Genomic DNA, 14,905 nt, shown 5'->3' with positions numbered 1-14,905 from the left:
GCGGGCGGGCGCCGCCCCGCACGGGACCTCGCCGCGTTGCCGAAAAGCCCTGGTAGCTCCGCTACAAGGACTTCCCGGCGCCTTGCGACGCACCGCACAGGACGACGCCCGCCGATCCACGCGGAATTGTCAGACACGTCCTAGGCCGACGGCACCTCTCATGGCGTCACCTCAAGTCATCTGTTCGGAAAAGACGCTGATCCGATCAGGCGATCTCCACGCCGCGCTCCACGGCGACCGCCCGGACGCCTGAACTACGCTCGGAACGCCCCGACCGGAGTCCCGGCGGGCAACCGCGTGCAGCGAAGTGGAGCGTGGCCCGTGACGGATCAGGCGGTGGACACCGGCGGCCCGGCCGAGGTGGCGGGAAGCGAGGAGCCCTCCGGCGCCGCCCCACCCCGATTCTTCGGCCGTGCCCGTGAGTTGAAGGCGCTGCGCGCCGACATCGAGCGCGCCGGACTGGACACCATGGCGGGTCGCAAGGCCGCCCGCGCCCGGGTCCTGCTGATCGCCGGACGTCCCGGCTCCGGACGTACCGCCCTCGCGGAGGAACTCATCGGGCTCCTGACCGACGACCACCCCGGCGGTCCGCTCCGGGCCCGGCTCACCGACCCCGGGGGCGAGCCCGTCCCCACCGAGCGCACCGCCCGCGAACTGCTCGACCAGCTGGGGGTGGCCGGGCCGCCCGGCGCCGACGGCGACGAACTTTCCGAGATGGTCCGCGAGGCGCTCGACGGACGCCGCGCGCTGCTGTTCCTCGACGACGCCGTGGACGCGGAACAGGTGGACCCGTTGCTCCCGGACGACGCCGACTGCCTCGTCGTCGCCACCTCCGGGGGCCCGCTGACCGGCATTCCGGGCGTGCGCCCCTGCACCCTCGGCGGCCTGGACGCGGCCTCCGCCGTCCGGCTGCTCGCCGACGCCATCGGCCAGGTGCGGATCACCGTCGACCCGCGGACCGCGGAGACCCTCGCCGAGGAGTGCGGGGGACTGCCCACCGCCCTGGTGCTGGTGGGCGGCTGGCTCGCCGCCCACCCCATGGCCTCGGTCGCCGACGCCACCAAGCGGCTCCGTGAGCTGCCGGAGGACCCGGACGGATCCGCCGGCGCCCGGCCCCTGGCCCGCGCCTTCCGGCTGGTCCACGACTCCCTGCCGCCCGCCGCCGGCCGGATACTGCGTCTGCTCGCCCTCGCCCCCGCCGGGCTGGTCGACGCCCACACCGCCTCCGCGCTGGCGGGCTGCTCCGTCTCCGCCGCCCGGACGACCCTCGACGACTTCGTGGCCATGGGACTGCTGCGCGGCGACGCGGCGGACCAGTCGCGGTACGAGGTGCCCGGCTGTCTTGTCCCGCTGCTGCGGGCGTTGCTGGAGGCGACGGACCGGCCCGGCGAGATCCAGCTCGCCAGGGCCCGGATGCTGGAGCGGACCGTGCGGCTGCTCCAGTCCTGCCGGGCGGCCACCGAACCCGAGGGTTCCCCGGCGCGCGACAAGCTCGCCGCGCTGCCGCGCTCCCTGCGCTTTCCCGGTCCCGACGCCGCTGCCGACTGGCTGCGAAGCCGTCGGCCGGCCCTGCTGGCATCGGCCCGGCTCGCCGTGGCCGACGGCGAACTCGACACCCTGGCGAGGCGATTGGTGTCCGCCCTGGTGCGGGCGCTCGCCGTGCACCGGGGCACCGAGGCCGCGGCACCCGACCTGTACGGACTGCACGGCCTGGTCCTGGCCGTCGCCGAACGCCGCGACCTGCCGCGGGAACGGGCCGCCGCCCTGCTCAACCTCGCCGACCTCGACGCCGGGACCGGGCGCACCCGGGAGGCGCTGACCCGCTACCGGGCCGCGCTGGACGCCGGACGGCTCGCGAAGGACCTGTACGCCACCGGCCGCGCGATGGAATCCGTAGGCGGTGCCCACGCCGAGCTGGGGGACTACCAGCGGGCCGCCGACTGGTACGGGCGGGCGCTGGCGCAACGCCTGACCCAGGGCGAGCGGGCCGACGAGGCACGGCTCTACGGGCGGCTGGGCGCCGTCCACACCTACGCCGGACGGTACGGCGAGGCCCTGCGGAACTGGCGTGCCGCCGCGGCCGGGTACCGCAGGCTCGGCGACGTGCCGGCCCAGGCGCGGGCGCTGAGCGAGGCGGCCCGGGTGCAGGAGTACGCGGGACGGCCGCGCGAGTCGCTGCGCACCTGCCAGGAGGCGGTCGACCGGGCCGCGCGGGCGGGCGACGCGCGGCTGCAGGCGGCGCTGGAGCTGCGGCTGGCCGACACACTCGAACGGCTGGGCGACCCGGCCGCGGCCCGGCTGCACCGGGGCCTCGCCGACAGATTGCTGGAGGAGAAGGGTCCGGCCTGCGAAATCCGTAGTGCAGTGACTGAAAATTAATGCTTTGTAAGGCTAGACAGTGAGAAACCCTTCATTAGACTGGCTCTGCCGCGTGTGTTCGCGGTGTCTCCATTTACGCAGTGTCTATCCGGGTATGTGTACTCATGTCCGGGTAACCCTCTGAGCCAAGGACCGTGATCGACGTGAAGGTCGGCATCCCCCGCGAAGTCAAGAACAACGAGTTCCGCGTGGCGATCACGCCTGCCGGTGTGAACGAGCTCGTCCGCCACGGCCACCAGGTCGTCGTCGAGGAGAACGCCGGGGCCGGCTCCTCCATCACGGACGGGGAGTACGTCGCCGCCGGGGCGCAGATCCTTCCCACGGCCGACGAGGTCTGGGCCACCGCCGACCTGGTGCTCAAGGTCAAGGAGCCGGTCGCCGAGGAGTACCACCGCCTGCGCAAGGACCAGACGCTCTTCACCTACCTGCACCTCGCCGCCTCCCGCGAGTGCACGGACGCGCTCCTGGAGTCGGGCACCACGGCCATCGCGTACGAGACGGTCGAGACCGCGAACCGCGCTCTCCCGCTGCTCGCCCCCATGTCCGAGGTGGCGGGCCGGCTGGCCCCGCAGGTCGGCGCCTACCACCTGATGCGCTCGGCCGGCGGTCGCGGCGTGCTGCCGGGCGGCGTCCCGGGCACGGCGGCGGGCAGGGCCGTGGTCATCGGCGGCGGTGTCTCCGGCTGGAACGCCACGCAGATCGCCGTCGGCCTCGGCTTCCACGTCACGCTGCTCGACAAGGACATCAACAAGCTGCGCGAGGCCGACAAGATCTTCGGCACCAAGGTGCAGACGGTCGTCTCCAACGCCTTCGAGCTGGAGAAGGCCGTCGTCGAGGCCGACCTCGTCGTCGGTGCCGTGCTCATCCCCGGCGCCAAGGCCCCGAAGCTGGTCACCAACGAGCTCGTCGCCAAGATGAAGCCCGGAAGCGTACTTGTCGACATCGCGATCGACCAGGGCGGCTGCTTCGAGGACTCCCACCCGACGACGCACGCCGAGCCGACCTTCAAGGTCCACGACTCGGTCTTCTACTGCGTCGCGAACATGCCGGGCGCGGTGCCCAACACCTCCACCTACGCCCTCACCAACGCCACGCTGCCGTACATCGTGGAGCTCGCCAACCGCGGCTGGGCCGAGGCGCTGCGCCGCGACGCCGCGCTCGCCAAGGGCCTCAACACCCATGACGGGAAGGTCGTTTACCGCGAGGTGGCCGAGGCCCACGGCCTGGAGCACGTCGAGCTGAACTCGCTCCTCGGCTGATACGGGTCAACACCTCCCGTCAACCTCACGCGTCGGGCCGGACCTTGCCGGGCAGGGTCCGGCCCGACGCGTGCCGGGCGGCGGGCGGTCGCCGTTCAACTCGTCTCGAACGTAACCCTTCAACCGATTCGTGCACCCGATAAAGGTCCTCCTCGGTGCCCGCGCACCCTTGACAGGGAGGTGTTCGATTGCCGACACATCGGGCCGGGTCCGGCGGATTGTGTTGCTGCGAAGCGGTGACACGCCATAGAGTCGCCAATCGTCGGCATGGTGCCACGCTGACCTATCGATAAGTTTCCTGGTCACTTCCAAGGAGGTAAGACGACTTGTGAATGAGTCGACAATTACTCCCGGGGGTGTTCAAGCAGGGATGCCCGCACGGGGCCGGGGCCCGCACGGGCTGGAGGCTGTCGGCTCCGTCGCTGTCCGCACCTTCGCCACCAATCAGCACATGACGACAGCAGCCCCCCAGATGATGGACGGCCTACACGTGAACGCCATGGCCGGCAACGAGAGTGGCCGAGACACCGCCCACTTCGCCGACTTCGACGAGCCCCAGGGGCATTTCTACGACCCCGATGCCGAGTACGAGCCCGATCCGGAGTACGCGGCCACCCTCGCGCCCGACGCCGCCCGCCAGCGCCGCGAGCGGATCGGCCCGACCGGTCGGCCCCTGCCCTACTTCCCGATCCCGGGTCCGCTGACCGATCACGGCCCCGCGAAGATCATCGCGATGTGCAACCAGAAGGGCGGCGTCGGCAAGACCACGTCGACCATCAACCTGGGTGCCGCGCTCGCGGAGTACGGGCGCCGTGTCCTGCTCGTCGACTTCGACCCGCAGGGAGCCCTGTCGGTCGGGCTCGGCGTCAACCCGATGGAGCTCGACCTCACCGTCTACAACCTGCTCATGGAGCGGGGCATGTCGGCCGACGAGGTCCTGCTGAAGACCGCGGTCCCGAACATGGACCTGCTCCCCAGCAACATCGACCTGTCGGCCGCCGAGGTGCAGCTGGTCAGCGAGGTGGCCCGGGAGTCGACGCTCCAGCGCGCCCTGAAGCCGCTGATGGCCGACTACGACTACATCGTGATCGACTGTCAGCCGTCGCTGGGCCTGCTCACGGTGAACGCCCTGACGGCCGCGCACAAGGTCATAGTCCCGCTGGAGTGCGAGTTCTTCGCGCTGCGCGGCGTGGCGTTGCTCACCGAGACCATCGAGAAGGTCCAGGAGCGGCTCAACCCCGAGCTGGAGCTCGACGGCATCCTCGCGACCATGTACGACTCCCGTACGGTGCACAGCCGCGAGGTCCTCGCGCGCGTCGTCGAGGCGTTCGACGACCACGTCTACCACACGGTCATCGGACGCACTGTGCGCTTCCCGGAGACCACGGTCGCGGGCGAGCCGATCACCACGTACGCCTCCAACTCGGTCGGTGCCGCCGCCTATCGCCAGCTCGCCAGGGAGGTGCTCGCCCGGTGTCACGCCGAGTGAGTCTGCCCGGAGCCGACGAACTGTTCCGTACGACCGGGGGGATGGGGCTCCAGGCCTCGTCCCCGGTGGACCGGCGACGCAAGGCGAACGGCGAGGCCCGGGTGCCCGGGCCCGCCGGTGAGAACGGCCCCGGGAGCGAGGGGCCCGGGGGATCGGCGGACGCGGCCGAGGGCCGCGAGGAACACTCCGCGGCGGAGACCGACACGGGGGGATCGCGCGGCCGGAACGCCGAGGGCGACCCGGCCGCGGCCTCCCGGCGCGGAGCCCGGTCGTCCGCGCAGGCGTCCACCCCGGTTCCCGCGCAGGAGGTTCCCGCCCCCGCCGCCCAGCAGCAGCGCGGGCGCGGTGGAGGCCGCGGGGCCAATCGGCGGCCCAGCGGCCGGGAGCGTCACGACGAGAAGATCACCGTCTACGTCTCGGCCGAGGAACTGATGGACCTCGAACACGCCCGCCTCGTGCTGCGCGGCGAGCACGGGCTCGCCGTGGACCGGGGGCGGATCGTCCGCGAGGCGGTGGCGGTGGTCCTCGCCGATCTGGAGTCGCGGGGCGACGCGAGCATCCTCGTACGGCGGCTGCGCGGCCGCTGACCGGTGCGGCGCCGGTAGCCTGCCGGGGGAGTGCCGCCCGGGGCCGCGTCCTCGAAGTGTCGTCGTTCGGCAGACGGCGGTTTCGAGGACACGGCCCAGCGGCCGTCCCGCCCGTACGGGCCGCTCCCGCCGCCCGCGACCCGCTGCCCCTGGATCCCTCATGCCGACGACCGACGAGCCCGCCCGCGCCCCCCGCCGCCCCCTGGGGCGCGGTCCGGGCGGCCGGGCGACACCGGAGCCGGTGACTGCCGGGGGCGTCGAGGGTTCCCGGCCCGCCGAAGCGGGCGGGTCCACCGGACCCGGGGAGCCCGTGCCGGCCGTGACGCCGCCACCCGCCGTGGCGCCCCGAGGGCCCGTGGCCCCGACGCCGCCCGCTCCCGCCGACGCCGCCATTGCCGGCACCGGTACCGGCGACGACGCGGCGGTGTCCGTTCCGCCCCCCGAGCCCGCCGACGACGGACGGTTCACCGTGCGGCTGGCGAACTTCGAGGGACCGTTCGACCTGCTCCTCCAGCTCATCTCCAGGCACAAGATGGATGTGACCGAGATCGCGCTGTCCAGGGTCACCGACGAGTTCATGACGCACATTCGTGCGAGGGGGCCGGACTGGGACCTGGACCGGACCACCGAGTTCCTCGTCGTCGCCGCGACCCTGCTCGACCTGAAGGCCGCCCGGCTGCTGCCCGCCGCCGAGGTGGAGGACGAGGCCGACCTGGCGCTGCTCGAAGCGCGGGACCTGCTCTTCGCCCGGCTGCTCCAGTACCGTGCGTACAAGCGTGTCGCGGAGATCTTCGACGGCCGGCTGGCGTCGGAGGGGCGGCGCTTCCCGCGTACCGTGGGGCTGGAGCCGCACCACGCCGAGCTGCTGCCGGAGGTCGTCCTCGGTATCGGCGCCGAGCGGTTCGCGGCCCTGGCCGTGAAGGCGATGAGGCCGAAGCCCGTGCCGCAGGTCTACGTCGACCACATCCACGCGCCGCTGGTCAGCGTGCGGGAGCAGGCGGGCATCGTGGTGGCGCGGCTGCGCGAGCTGGGTGAGCTCACTTTCGGCGAGCTCACCGAGGACGCCCCGGACACCCTCACCGTCGTCGCCAGGTTCCTCGCCCTGCTGGAGCTGTACCGGGAGAAGGCCGTCGCGCTCGACCAGGCCGAGGCCCTCGGCGGCCTCCTGGTGCGCTGGGCCGGGGCGGAGGGCGCCGACCCCGTGGTGACGGACGAGTTCGACACCGAGACGCAGGACGTCCAGGAGGATGGGAAGGCATGACGCAGCAGGACACCACGGGCTCCGCCGTCGCGGACCTCGACCTGAAGCCCGCCCTGGAGGCCGTCCTCATGGTCGTCGACGAGCCCGCCGCCGAGGAACACCTCGCCAAGGTGCTGGAGCGGCCCCGCCGGGACGTCGCCGACGCGCTGCGCGAGCTTGCCGACGAGTACACCGTCCAGCGCCGGGGCTTCGACCTGCGGCAGGTCGCGGGGGGCTGGCGCTTCTACACCCGTCCCGCGTACGCGGCGGCCGTCGACAACTTCGTCCTGGACGGGCAGCAGGCACGGCTCACCCAGGCGGCCCTGGAGACCCTGGCGGTGGTCGCGTACCGGCAGCCGGTCAGCAGGTCGAGGGTCTCCGCCGTCCGCGGAGTGAACTGTGACGGGGTCATGCGGACCCTGCTCCAGCGGGGTCTGGTCGAGGAGGCGGGCACGGAACCCGAAACAGGTGCGATCCTGTACAGGACGACGAACTACTTTCTGGAGCGGATGGGCCTGCGTGGCCTGGACGAGCTCCCGGAGCTCGCGCCCTTCCTCCCCGAGGCGGACGCGATCGAGGCCGATACGCCGGAGGGTGTGCCGTCGTTCGATCCGGACGCACCGGACACCCCGGATACTCACGCAGACGACAAGACGGAATTTTGATGCGAAGCAGTGGCAGGAACAGCGGAAGCGGCGGCGGCCGGAGCGGCGGCGACCGGAATCCCCGGGGTGCCGGCGCGGGTCGCGACGGCCGGCAGGAGCAGCGCCCCCGTCGGCCCCGGCCGGAGGAGCGCCGCTACGACGTGGGCGCCTCCGGGGAGCGGAGCGGCGACGCACCCCGCAAGGGCCGTGGTGCCGCCGCCCGCGGCGGCGCCAAGGGCGGTCCCAAGCCCCCGCAGGCCCGGGGCGCAGGCCCGGGTGCCCGGCGCGGCCAGGGCGCCCCGTCCCGTCCGCGTGAGCTCGACGCCAAGATCGAGCAGCGCAACCGGGACCGGTACGCGGGCAAGCCCGACGTCAAGCCCCCCAAGACCTTCCCCGGCGCCGAGCAGGAGGGCGAGCGGCTGCAGAAGGTCCTGGCCAGGGCGGGGCTGGGCTCGCGCCGTGCCTGCGAGGAGCTCATCGAGCAGGCCCGGGTCGAGGTGAACGGCGAGATCGTCCTGGAGCAGGGCCGCCGCGTCGACGTGCACAAGGACGAGATCAAGGTCGACGGGCTGACCGTGGCCGCCCAGTCGTATCTCTTCTTCGCGCTGAACAAGCCCGCCGGTGTCGTCTCGTCCATGGAGGACCCGGACGGCCGCCAGTGCCTCGGCGACTACGTCAACAACCGCGAGACGCGTCTCTTCCACGTGGGCAGGCTGGACACCGAGACCGAGGGCATTCTCCTGCTCACCAACCACGGCGAGCTGGCCCACCGGCTGACCCACCCCAAGTACGGGGTGAAGAAGACCTACCTGGCCGCGATCCAGGGACCGCTCCCGCGCGACCTCGGCAAGCGGCTCAAGGACGGCATCCCGCTGGAGGACGGGTACGCCCGCGCCGACCACTTCCGGGTCGTCGAGAACACCGGCAAGAACTACCTGGTCGAGGTGACCCTCCACGAGGGCCGCAAGCACATCGTCCGCCGGATGCTCGCCGAGGCGGGCTTCCCGGTCGAGCGGCTGGTGCGGACGGCCTTCGGCCCGATCCCGCTGGGCGACCAGAAGTCCGGCTGGCTGCGCCGCCTCACCAACACCGAGGTCGGCATGCTCATGCACGAGGTCGGTCTGTAACGACCTGGTCGTCGACGGCGAGCGGGCCGTCGACGCCCCGCGACCCCGGCTCCGTCCGGTCGAGGCCCGCGGCCGGTCCCTGTCCCGAAATCGGGGGACAGGGACCGGCCGCGGGCCTTTTGCCATGTCCGTTCCTCCTTTATAGTCAGAATGACTATTAAAAAAGGAGGCGGGAGTGGTTCTCGCGGATGTTCTCGATCCCCTGCAACAACCCCTGGTGACGGTCCTCGGCACCCCGGTCGCCTGGACCGAGGTGCTCGGCTTCGGCAGCGGGGCGTTGTGCGTCTGGTTCGTGGCCCGCCAGCACCTCGCCAACTGGCCGATCGGTATTGCCAACAACCTCTTCTTCATCCTGCTGTTCACCCAGTCCGGCCTGTACGCCGACGCCGGACTCCAGATCGTCTTCATCGCCCTCGCCGCGTACGGCTGGTGGACCTGGACCCACGGGGGTGGACCGGGCGCACCGGACCTTCCGGTGCGGCGCACCACCCGCACCGAATGGACCTGGCTGCTCGCGGCGGGAGCGGTGGGGACCCTCGCCCTCACGGTCCTGCTGGACCGTGCCACCGACTCCACCGTGCCCTTCTGGGACGCCCTGACGACCGCGCTGTCCCTCACGGCCACGTACGGGCAGTGCCGCAAGCTCGTCGAGTCGTGGTGGCTCTGGATCGCCGCCGACGTGGTGTACATCCCGCTGTACGCGTACAAGGAGCTCTACCTGACCTCCCTGCTGTACGTCGGCTTTCTGACGCTCTGCCTGATCGGACTGCGCAACTGGCGGCACGACCTCGCCGCGCGCCGGCCGGCGCGGCCGGTGGAGGTGGCGGCGTGAGGCGCTTCGGGCACGGCCTCGTCCTCGGCAAGTTCTATCCGCCGCACGCCGGCCACCACCACCTCGTGCGCACCGCCCGGGACCGGTGCGCACGCCTCACCGTGCTGGTCTGCGCCGCCTCCGTCGAATCGGTGCCGCTCGCCGACCGGGTGGCCTGGATGAGGGAGGCGCACCCGGACGTGCGGGTGGTGGGCGCCGTCGACGACATCCCCATGGACCTCCACGACCCGGCGATCTGGGACGCGCACATGGCGGTCTTCACCGGCGCCGTCCCCGAACCGGTGGACGCCGTCTTCACCTCGGAGTCGTACGGGGACGAACTGGCCCGCAGGTTCGGCGCCGAATCCGTCTGCGTCGACCCCGGCCGCACGGTCTTTCCGGTCTCCGGCACCGCCGTCCGCAAGGACCCGGTCGGCTGCTGGGACTTCCTCGCACCGCCCGTACGCGCCGCGCTCACCCGCCGGGTCGTCGTCCTCGGCGCGGAATCCACCGGCACCACCACGCTGGCCCGTGCCCTCACCGACCACTACCGGCGGCGCGGCGGGGTCTGGACGCACACCCGCTGCGTCGACGAGTACGGGCGGGAGTTCAGCGAACGGAAACTTGCCGCACTGCGCGAACGGTGCCCCGGGGCGCAATGGGAGGACGTCATCTTCGACACCGAGGACTTCCCGCTGATCGCCGAGGCGCAGAACGCCGCCGAGGAGGCGGCCGCGCGCACCGGGTCCCCGGTGCTCTTCTGCGACACCGACTCCTTCGCCACCACCGTCTGGCACGAGCGGTACGTCGGCGGCCGCAACCCCCTCGTCGAGGAGACCGCGGACCGGGCCGCCCACCACCTGTGGCTGCTCACCGACCACGAGGGCGTCGCGTTCGAGGACGACGGACTGCGCGACGGCGAGGAACTGCGCCCCTGGATGACCGACCGCTTCCGCGCCGAACTCACCCGCACCGGGCGGCGGTTCGTCGAGGTCTCCGGAAGCCGGCCGGAACGTCTGGCCGCCGCCGTCGCCGCCGTCGACGCCCTGCTCGCCACCGGCTGGGACTTCGCCGCACCCCTCCCGGAGCGGCGATGAGGCCGGACGCCCCCGCGGGCTACGACCCGCACGCCTTCGAGCCCTTCGCCGTCACGGTCGACCTCGCCGTGTTCACGGTCCGCGCCTCGGGGCTGAACGTCCTGCTCGTCGAACGGGGCGAGGACCCGTACCAGGGGCACTGGGCGCTGCCCGGCGGCTTCGTCCAGCCCCGGGAGTCCGCCGAGGACGCCGCCCGCCGGGAACTCGCCGAGGAGACCGGACTCACCGAGGACACCGCCCGCGCCCTCCACCTGGAACAACTGCGCACCTACAGCGCCCCGGACCGCGACCCGAGGATGCGGGTGGTCTCCGTCGCCTACGCCGCGCTCGTTCCCGACCTGCCCGAACCCCGGGGCGGCGGCGACGCCGCCAGTGCCCGGTGGTCGGTCGCCGGGTCCGCCGGCCCACTCGCCTTCGACCACGACCGCATCCTCGCCGACGCACACGACCGAATCGGGGCCAAGCTCGAATACACCTGTCTGGCCACCGCGTTCTGCCCGTCCGAATTCACCCTGGGGGAACTCCAGCAGGTGTACGAGACGGTCTGGGGCGTCGAGCTGGACCGGCCCAACTTCCGGCGCAAGGTCCTCACCACTCCCGGCTTCGTCCAGGCCGTGGAGGGACCACCGCGCCGGACCGGCGGACGGGGGAAGCCCGCAGCGCTCTACCGGGCGGGCGCCGCCACCGCTCTGCACCCTCCACTCCTGAGACCGGAAGGAAGAAGCACGTGATCGTGACCAGGACCATCACCAAACAGGCCGCCACCGGCGCGCTGACCGGGCTCGCGCTCGGCGACGCACTGGGCTTCCCGACCGAGTTCAACAACGTGCCCTCGATCCTCGCCAAGTGCGGGCCGTGGCGGCAGATGCGACTGCCGAGGCCTGCCTTCGTCAGCGACGACACCCAGATGACGCTGGCCGTGGGACGGGGCCTGCGGACCGCCATGGACCGCGGGCTGCTCACCCCGCTGCGGCTGGTCCGCCCGCTGCGCGAGGAGTTCGTCGACTGGTACCACTCGCCCGACAACAACCGCGCCCCGGGCCGCACCTGCATGACCGCCTGCCGCCTGCTCGACAGCGACCGGCTGTGGCAGGAGGCCAGCCGGACGGGCTCCAAGGGCTGCGGCGCCAACATGCGGGTCGCACCGGTCGGGCTGGTCCCCGGGCTGAGCGAGGAACAGCGCTCCGGCGCCGCCCAGTTGCAGGCGGCCCTCACGCACGGACACCCGACCGCGCTCGCCGCGGCCGACCTGATGGCACGGGCGGTGTACCTGCTGGCGCAGGGCGCGGCGCCGGTGGGCCTGCTCGGGCAACTGCGCTCGTACGCGTACGAGAACAGTCGCACCTACCTCACCCGCTGGCTCGGCGACCTCTGGCGGTACGCGGGCGACGCCTCGCCCGAGCGGTACATCGAGCGCGGCTGGGACGAGTGCCTCGACGCGCTGGCCCGTGTCCAGGACGCCCTGCTCGTCCCGTACCCGGAGACCGACCCCTGCGAGGCGACCGGAGACGGATGGACCGCGGAGGAGGCGCTCGCCACGGCCCTGCACTGCTTCCTGCTCTTCCCCGACGACCCGGTCACCGCCGTCCGGCGGGCCGCCTGCACCCGTGGCGACTCGGACTCGCTGGGCTGCCTCACCGGAGCGCTGGCCGGCGCGCACATGGGCGCGGGCGCCTGGCCCAAGGAGTGGTCGGAGCGGATCGAGTACCGGAGCGACCTGCTGTCGCTGGGGGCGCTCTGGGACTCCTGATCCATGTGCGGGAAGAGACGGGGAAGCCGGGGCCGGCCGTCCCGCGTCGGACGTGGACCTTCGGGGGGTTCATCTCCGGTCCGGACCGGCCTGCCGTCCGCCTGCGGGGGCACCACCGTCCCGCGGGGCTACGCCGGGTCGGCCGCGCGGGCGGACGCCCGGCGGGTGCGGACCAGGAAGTCCTCCACGCGTGCCCGGTCCGGTTCGGCCGGCAGCGGCGAGGAGACGACCGCCGCGTCGTTCTCCTCGGCGAGGCGGGCCATCCGGCGTTCGATCTCCGGCCACGGAACCTCGCCGCGTTTCACCGCCAGCAGATCGTCCCGGGCCCCGCCCACGTCGATGACCAGCTCGCCGGTGCGCAGCAGATCCCGGCCGCCGGCCAGCAGCCGCAGCAGGTGCATGGCGTGCTTCCAGCGCGGCCGCCCGTACCGCCGGACGTCGCTCTCCAGCTTCCGGCGCTGGCCCGAGGCATAGCGGACGAAGGTCAGGTGGGCCCGCCGGGAGAGGAACGCGTCGCGCAGGGACAGGAGTTCGCGGCCCACCTCGTCGACATGCTCCACCAGCGGGGAGTGCAGGCACTCCAGCACGTTGGGGTTGGCGCGGAGCGCCAGCTCGCAGAAGCGCTCCAGCTCCCAGGAGAACTGCTCCCGGGCGGGCCCGTCGACATGCGTCGGCGGCTTCTCGAACCGCCAGAACAGCGGGGTCGGCGCGAGGAAGACGCCCCGCCGGTCGGTGTCGCTGTCCTCCGTGGCGAGTCCGAAGGCACGCGAACCCATCACGCAGGCGTACACCGTGTGGTCGCGCACGAGGGCCTCGGATGCGGGAGTGATCATGCCGGTGAGCGTACGGGGGCGAAAACGTGTTGCACCGGGATTTTCTCCGGCGCCGGCCGCCCCGGCGGGCGCCGCGCGCCCACCGGGCACCAGGGGGCAGCCCTTAGGCTGGTCGCGCAGAAGGATCACGTGGGCGAGAGGCAGGAGCACGGCGTGGCGGTACGAGCGGTCCGTGGAGCCGTCCAGCTGGAACAGGACGAGGCGGGGCACATGGCCGAGCGGGTCGCCGCGCTGCTCACCGAGGTTCTGCGGCGCAACGAGTTCGTCGCGGACGACCTGATCAGCATCTGGTTCACCGCCACCCCCGACCTGCACAGCGACTTCCCGGCCGCCGCGGCACGCGGCATCGGTATCGTCGACGTGCCGCTGATCTGCGCCCAGGAGCTCGACATCGCGGGGGCCATGCCCCGCGTGGTGCGGATTCTCGCCCATGTCGAGACCTACCTCCCCAAGTCCGAGATCGCCCACGTGTACCTCGGCGCCACCGCCGCCCTCCGCAAGGACATCGCCCAGTGAGAACCGCCCTCGTCATCGGAACGGGCCTCGTCGGCACCTCCGCAGCCCTCGCCCTCGCCGGCCGCGGCATCCAGGTCCACCTCGCCGATCACGATCCGCAGTCGGCCCGCACCGCGACCGCGCTCGGCGCCGGTACGGACGAGGCGCCCGAGGGACGCGTCGACCTGGCGGTCGTCGCCGTGCCGCCCGCCCACGTGGCCCCGGTGCTGGCCGCCGCCATGCGGGACGGGGTGGCGCGGGGCTACCTCGACGTCGCCAGCGTCAAGGGCGCGCCGCGCCGCGAGCTGGAGGCCCTCGGCCTCGACCTCACCCCGTACATCGGGACACACCCCATGGCGGGCAAGGAGCGATCCGGCCCCCTCGCCGCGACCGCCGACCTCTTCGAGGGGCGCCCCTGGGTCCTCACCCCGACCCGGGACACCGACACCGAGGTCCTCAACCTGGCCCTGGAACTCGTCGCGCTCTGCCGCGCCGTCCCGGTCGTGATGGACGCGGACGCCCACGACCGGGCCGTCGCCCTGGTCTCCCACACCCCGCAGCTGATCTCGTCGATGGTCGCCGCCCGGCTGGAGGAGGCCGACGAGGCCGCCGTGCGCCTCTGCGGGCAGGGCATCAGGGACGTCACGCGGATCGCCGCCTCCGATCCCCGGATGTGGCTGGAGATCCTCTCCGCGAACCCCGGACCGGTCGCCGACGTGCTGGCCGGGGTCGCCGCCGACCTGGACGAGACGGTGCGCGCGCTGCGCGGTCTGCAGTCCGCCGACGACGAACGGCGCCGCGAGGGCACCGAGGGCATCGAGGACGTCCTGCGCCGCGGCAACGCGGGCCGGGTGCGGGTGCCCGGCAAGCACGGGACGGCCCCCGCCTCGTACGAGACGGTCTCCGTGCTCATCAGCGACCGGCCGGGCGAACTCGCCGGGATCTTCGCCGACGCCGGCCGGTCCGGGGTCAACGTCGAGGACGTGCGCATCGAGCACGCCACCGGGCAGCAGGCGGGCCTGGTCCAGCTCATGGTCGAGCCGAGCGCCGCCCCCGGGCTGACCGCGGCCCTGCGCGAGCGCGGCTGGGCGATCCGCCAGTAGGCCGGGAGGCGGTTGTCCACAGGGGTGCCGGGGACCGCCCCGGCACTCGGTAACCTTGTGCGGTGCGGGTACCCGCGCCCCGTCCGCCCAC

General features: G+C 72.8%; 14 protein-coding genes. 13 read left to right on the top strand and 1 reads right to left on the bottom strand.

Features of this window, described 5'->3' with window-relative positions:
• The first annotated feature begins 321 nt into the window (after positions 1-321).
• The 11 genes from ACF1CT_RS21845 (at position 322) to ACF1CT_RS21795 (ending at position 12,383) form a co-directional block, all read left to right on the top strand.
• Complete coding sequence (locus ACF1CT_RS21845) at positions 322-2,379, top strand: tetratricopeptide repeat protein (protein ID WP_391785568.1); 2,058 nt, start codon at positions 322-324, stop codon at positions 2,377-2,379.
• A gap of 134 nt (positions 2,380-2,513) precedes the next feature.
• Positions 2,514-3,638 (top strand): alanine dehydrogenase, encoded by a 1,125-nt coding sequence (gene ald / locus ACF1CT_RS21840; protein WP_391785567.1) that lies wholly within the window; start codon positions 2,514-2,516, stop codon positions 3,636-3,638.
• A 370-nt stretch (positions 3,639-4,008) separates the two neighbouring features.
• The gene (locus ACF1CT_RS21835) at positions 4,009-5,127 is read left to right on the top strand and encodes a ParA family protein (protein WP_391785566.1); all 1,119 of its coding nucleotides are present in this window, start codon (positions 4,009-4,011) and stop codon (positions 5,125-5,127) included.
• Entirely contained in the window at positions 5,124-5,714 is a 591-nt protein-coding gene (locus ACF1CT_RS21830; RefSeq protein ID WP_391785592.1) for a hypothetical protein, read from the top strand. Before ACF1CT_RS21835 ends, ACF1CT_RS21830 begins: the two co-directional genes overlap by 4 nt.
• Positions 5,715-5,874: 160 nt before the next feature.
• Positions 5,875-6,975 (top strand): segregation and condensation protein A, encoded by a 1,101-nt coding sequence (locus ACF1CT_RS21825; protein ID WP_391785565.1) that lies wholly within the window; start codon positions 5,875-5,877, stop codon positions 6,973-6,975.
• Positions 6,972-7,619 carry an SMC-Scp complex subunit ScpB gene (gene scpB / locus ACF1CT_RS21820; protein ID WP_391785564.1) on the top strand — a complete coding sequence of 216 codons (648 nt, stop codon included), beginning with the start codon at positions 6,972-6,974 and terminating at the stop codon, positions 7,617-7,619. The genes ACF1CT_RS21825 and scpB overlap by 4 nt, the downstream gene beginning before the upstream one ends.
• On the top strand, positions 7,619-8,725 hold the full coding sequence (locus ACF1CT_RS21815; RefSeq protein WP_391785563.1) for a pseudouridine synthase: 1,107 nt from the start codon (positions 7,619-7,621) through the stop codon (positions 8,723-8,725). Before scpB ends, ACF1CT_RS21815 begins: the two co-directional genes overlap by 1 nt.
• Positions 8,726-8,900: 175 nt before the next feature.
• A complete protein-coding gene (gene pnuC, locus ACF1CT_RS21810; RefSeq protein WP_391785562.1) occupies positions 8,901-9,557 on the top strand; it encodes a nicotinamide riboside transporter PnuC in 657 nt (218 codons plus the stop codon).
• Positions 9,554-10,633 carry an AAA family ATPase gene (locus ACF1CT_RS21805; protein WP_391785561.1) on the top strand — a complete coding sequence of 360 codons (1,080 nt, stop codon included), beginning with the start codon at positions 9,554-9,556 and terminating at the stop codon, positions 10,631-10,633. The genes pnuC and ACF1CT_RS21805 overlap by 4 nt, the downstream gene beginning before the upstream one ends.
• Positions 10,630-11,364 (top strand): NUDIX domain-containing protein, encoded by a 735-nt coding sequence (locus tag ACF1CT_RS21800; protein WP_391785560.1) that lies wholly within the window; start codon positions 10,630-10,632, stop codon positions 11,362-11,364. The genes ACF1CT_RS21805 and ACF1CT_RS21800 overlap by 4 nt, the downstream gene beginning before the upstream one ends.
• Positions 11,361-12,383 (top strand): ADP-ribosylglycohydrolase family protein, encoded by a 1,023-nt coding sequence (locus ACF1CT_RS21795; protein ID WP_391785559.1) that lies wholly within the window; start codon positions 11,361-11,363, stop codon positions 12,381-12,383. Before ACF1CT_RS21800 ends, ACF1CT_RS21795 begins: the two co-directional genes overlap by 4 nt.
• Before the next feature lie 128 nt (positions 12,384-12,511).
• On the opposite strand, the gene ACF1CT_RS21790 is transcribed toward ACF1CT_RS21795, so the two are convergent.
• The gene (locus tag ACF1CT_RS21790; RefSeq protein ID WP_391785558.1) at positions 12,512-13,216 is read right to left on the bottom strand and encodes a DNA polymerase beta superfamily protein; all 705 of its coding nucleotides are present in this window, start codon (positions 13,214-13,216) and stop codon (positions 12,512-12,514) included.
• Positions 13,217-13,369: 153 nt separating this feature from the next.
• Here ACF1CT_RS21790 and aroH point away from each other — a divergent pair, with 153 nt between their 5' ends.
• On the top strand, positions 13,370-13,732 hold the full coding sequence (gene aroH / locus ACF1CT_RS21785) for a chorismate mutase (RefSeq protein ID WP_391785591.1): 363 nt from the start codon (positions 13,370-13,372) through the stop codon (positions 13,730-13,732).
• Entirely contained in the window at positions 13,729-14,814 is a 1,086-nt protein-coding gene (locus ACF1CT_RS21780) for a prephenate dehydrogenase (protein WP_391785557.1), read from the top strand. The genes aroH and ACF1CT_RS21780 overlap by 4 nt, the downstream gene beginning before the upstream one ends.
• The last annotated feature ends 91 nt before the right edge of the window (positions 14,815-14,905 follow it).

The organism is Streptomyces sp. NPDC014734, assembly GCF_043083325.1.
Lineage (GTDB): Bacteria > Actinomycetota > Actinomycetes > Streptomycetales > Streptomycetaceae > Streptomyces.
Note: the sequence above shows the minus strand (reverse complement) of the source record. Positions and strands in the feature narration are given on the sequence as shown.

Excerpts from the sequence above, each read along its gene's own strand:
- ACF1CT_RS21835 (WP_391785566.1), top strand. The coding sequence starts at position 4,009 with ATGCCCGCACGGGGCCGGGGCCCGCACGGGCTGGAGGCTGTCGGCTCC.
- ACF1CT_RS21825 (WP_391785565.1), top strand. The coding sequence starts at position 5,875 with ATGCCGACGACCGACGAGCCCGCCCGCGCCCCCCGCCGCCCCCTGGGG.
- scpB (WP_391785564.1), top strand. The coding sequence starts at position 6,972 with ATGACGCAGCAGGACACCACGGGCTCCGCCGTCGCGGACCTCGACCTG.
- ACF1CT_RS21815 (WP_391785563.1), top strand. The coding sequence starts at position 7,619 with ATGCGAAGCAGTGGCAGGAACAGCGGAAGCGGCGGCGGCCGGAGCGGC.
- ACF1CT_RS21800 (WP_391785560.1), top strand. The coding sequence starts at position 10,630 with ATGAGGCCGGACGCCCCCGCGGGCTACGACCCGCACGCCTTCGAGCCC.
- ACF1CT_RS21790 (WP_391785558.1), bottom strand. The coding sequence starts at position 13,216 with ATGATCACTCCCGCATCCGAGGCCCTCGTGCGCGACCACACGGTGTAC.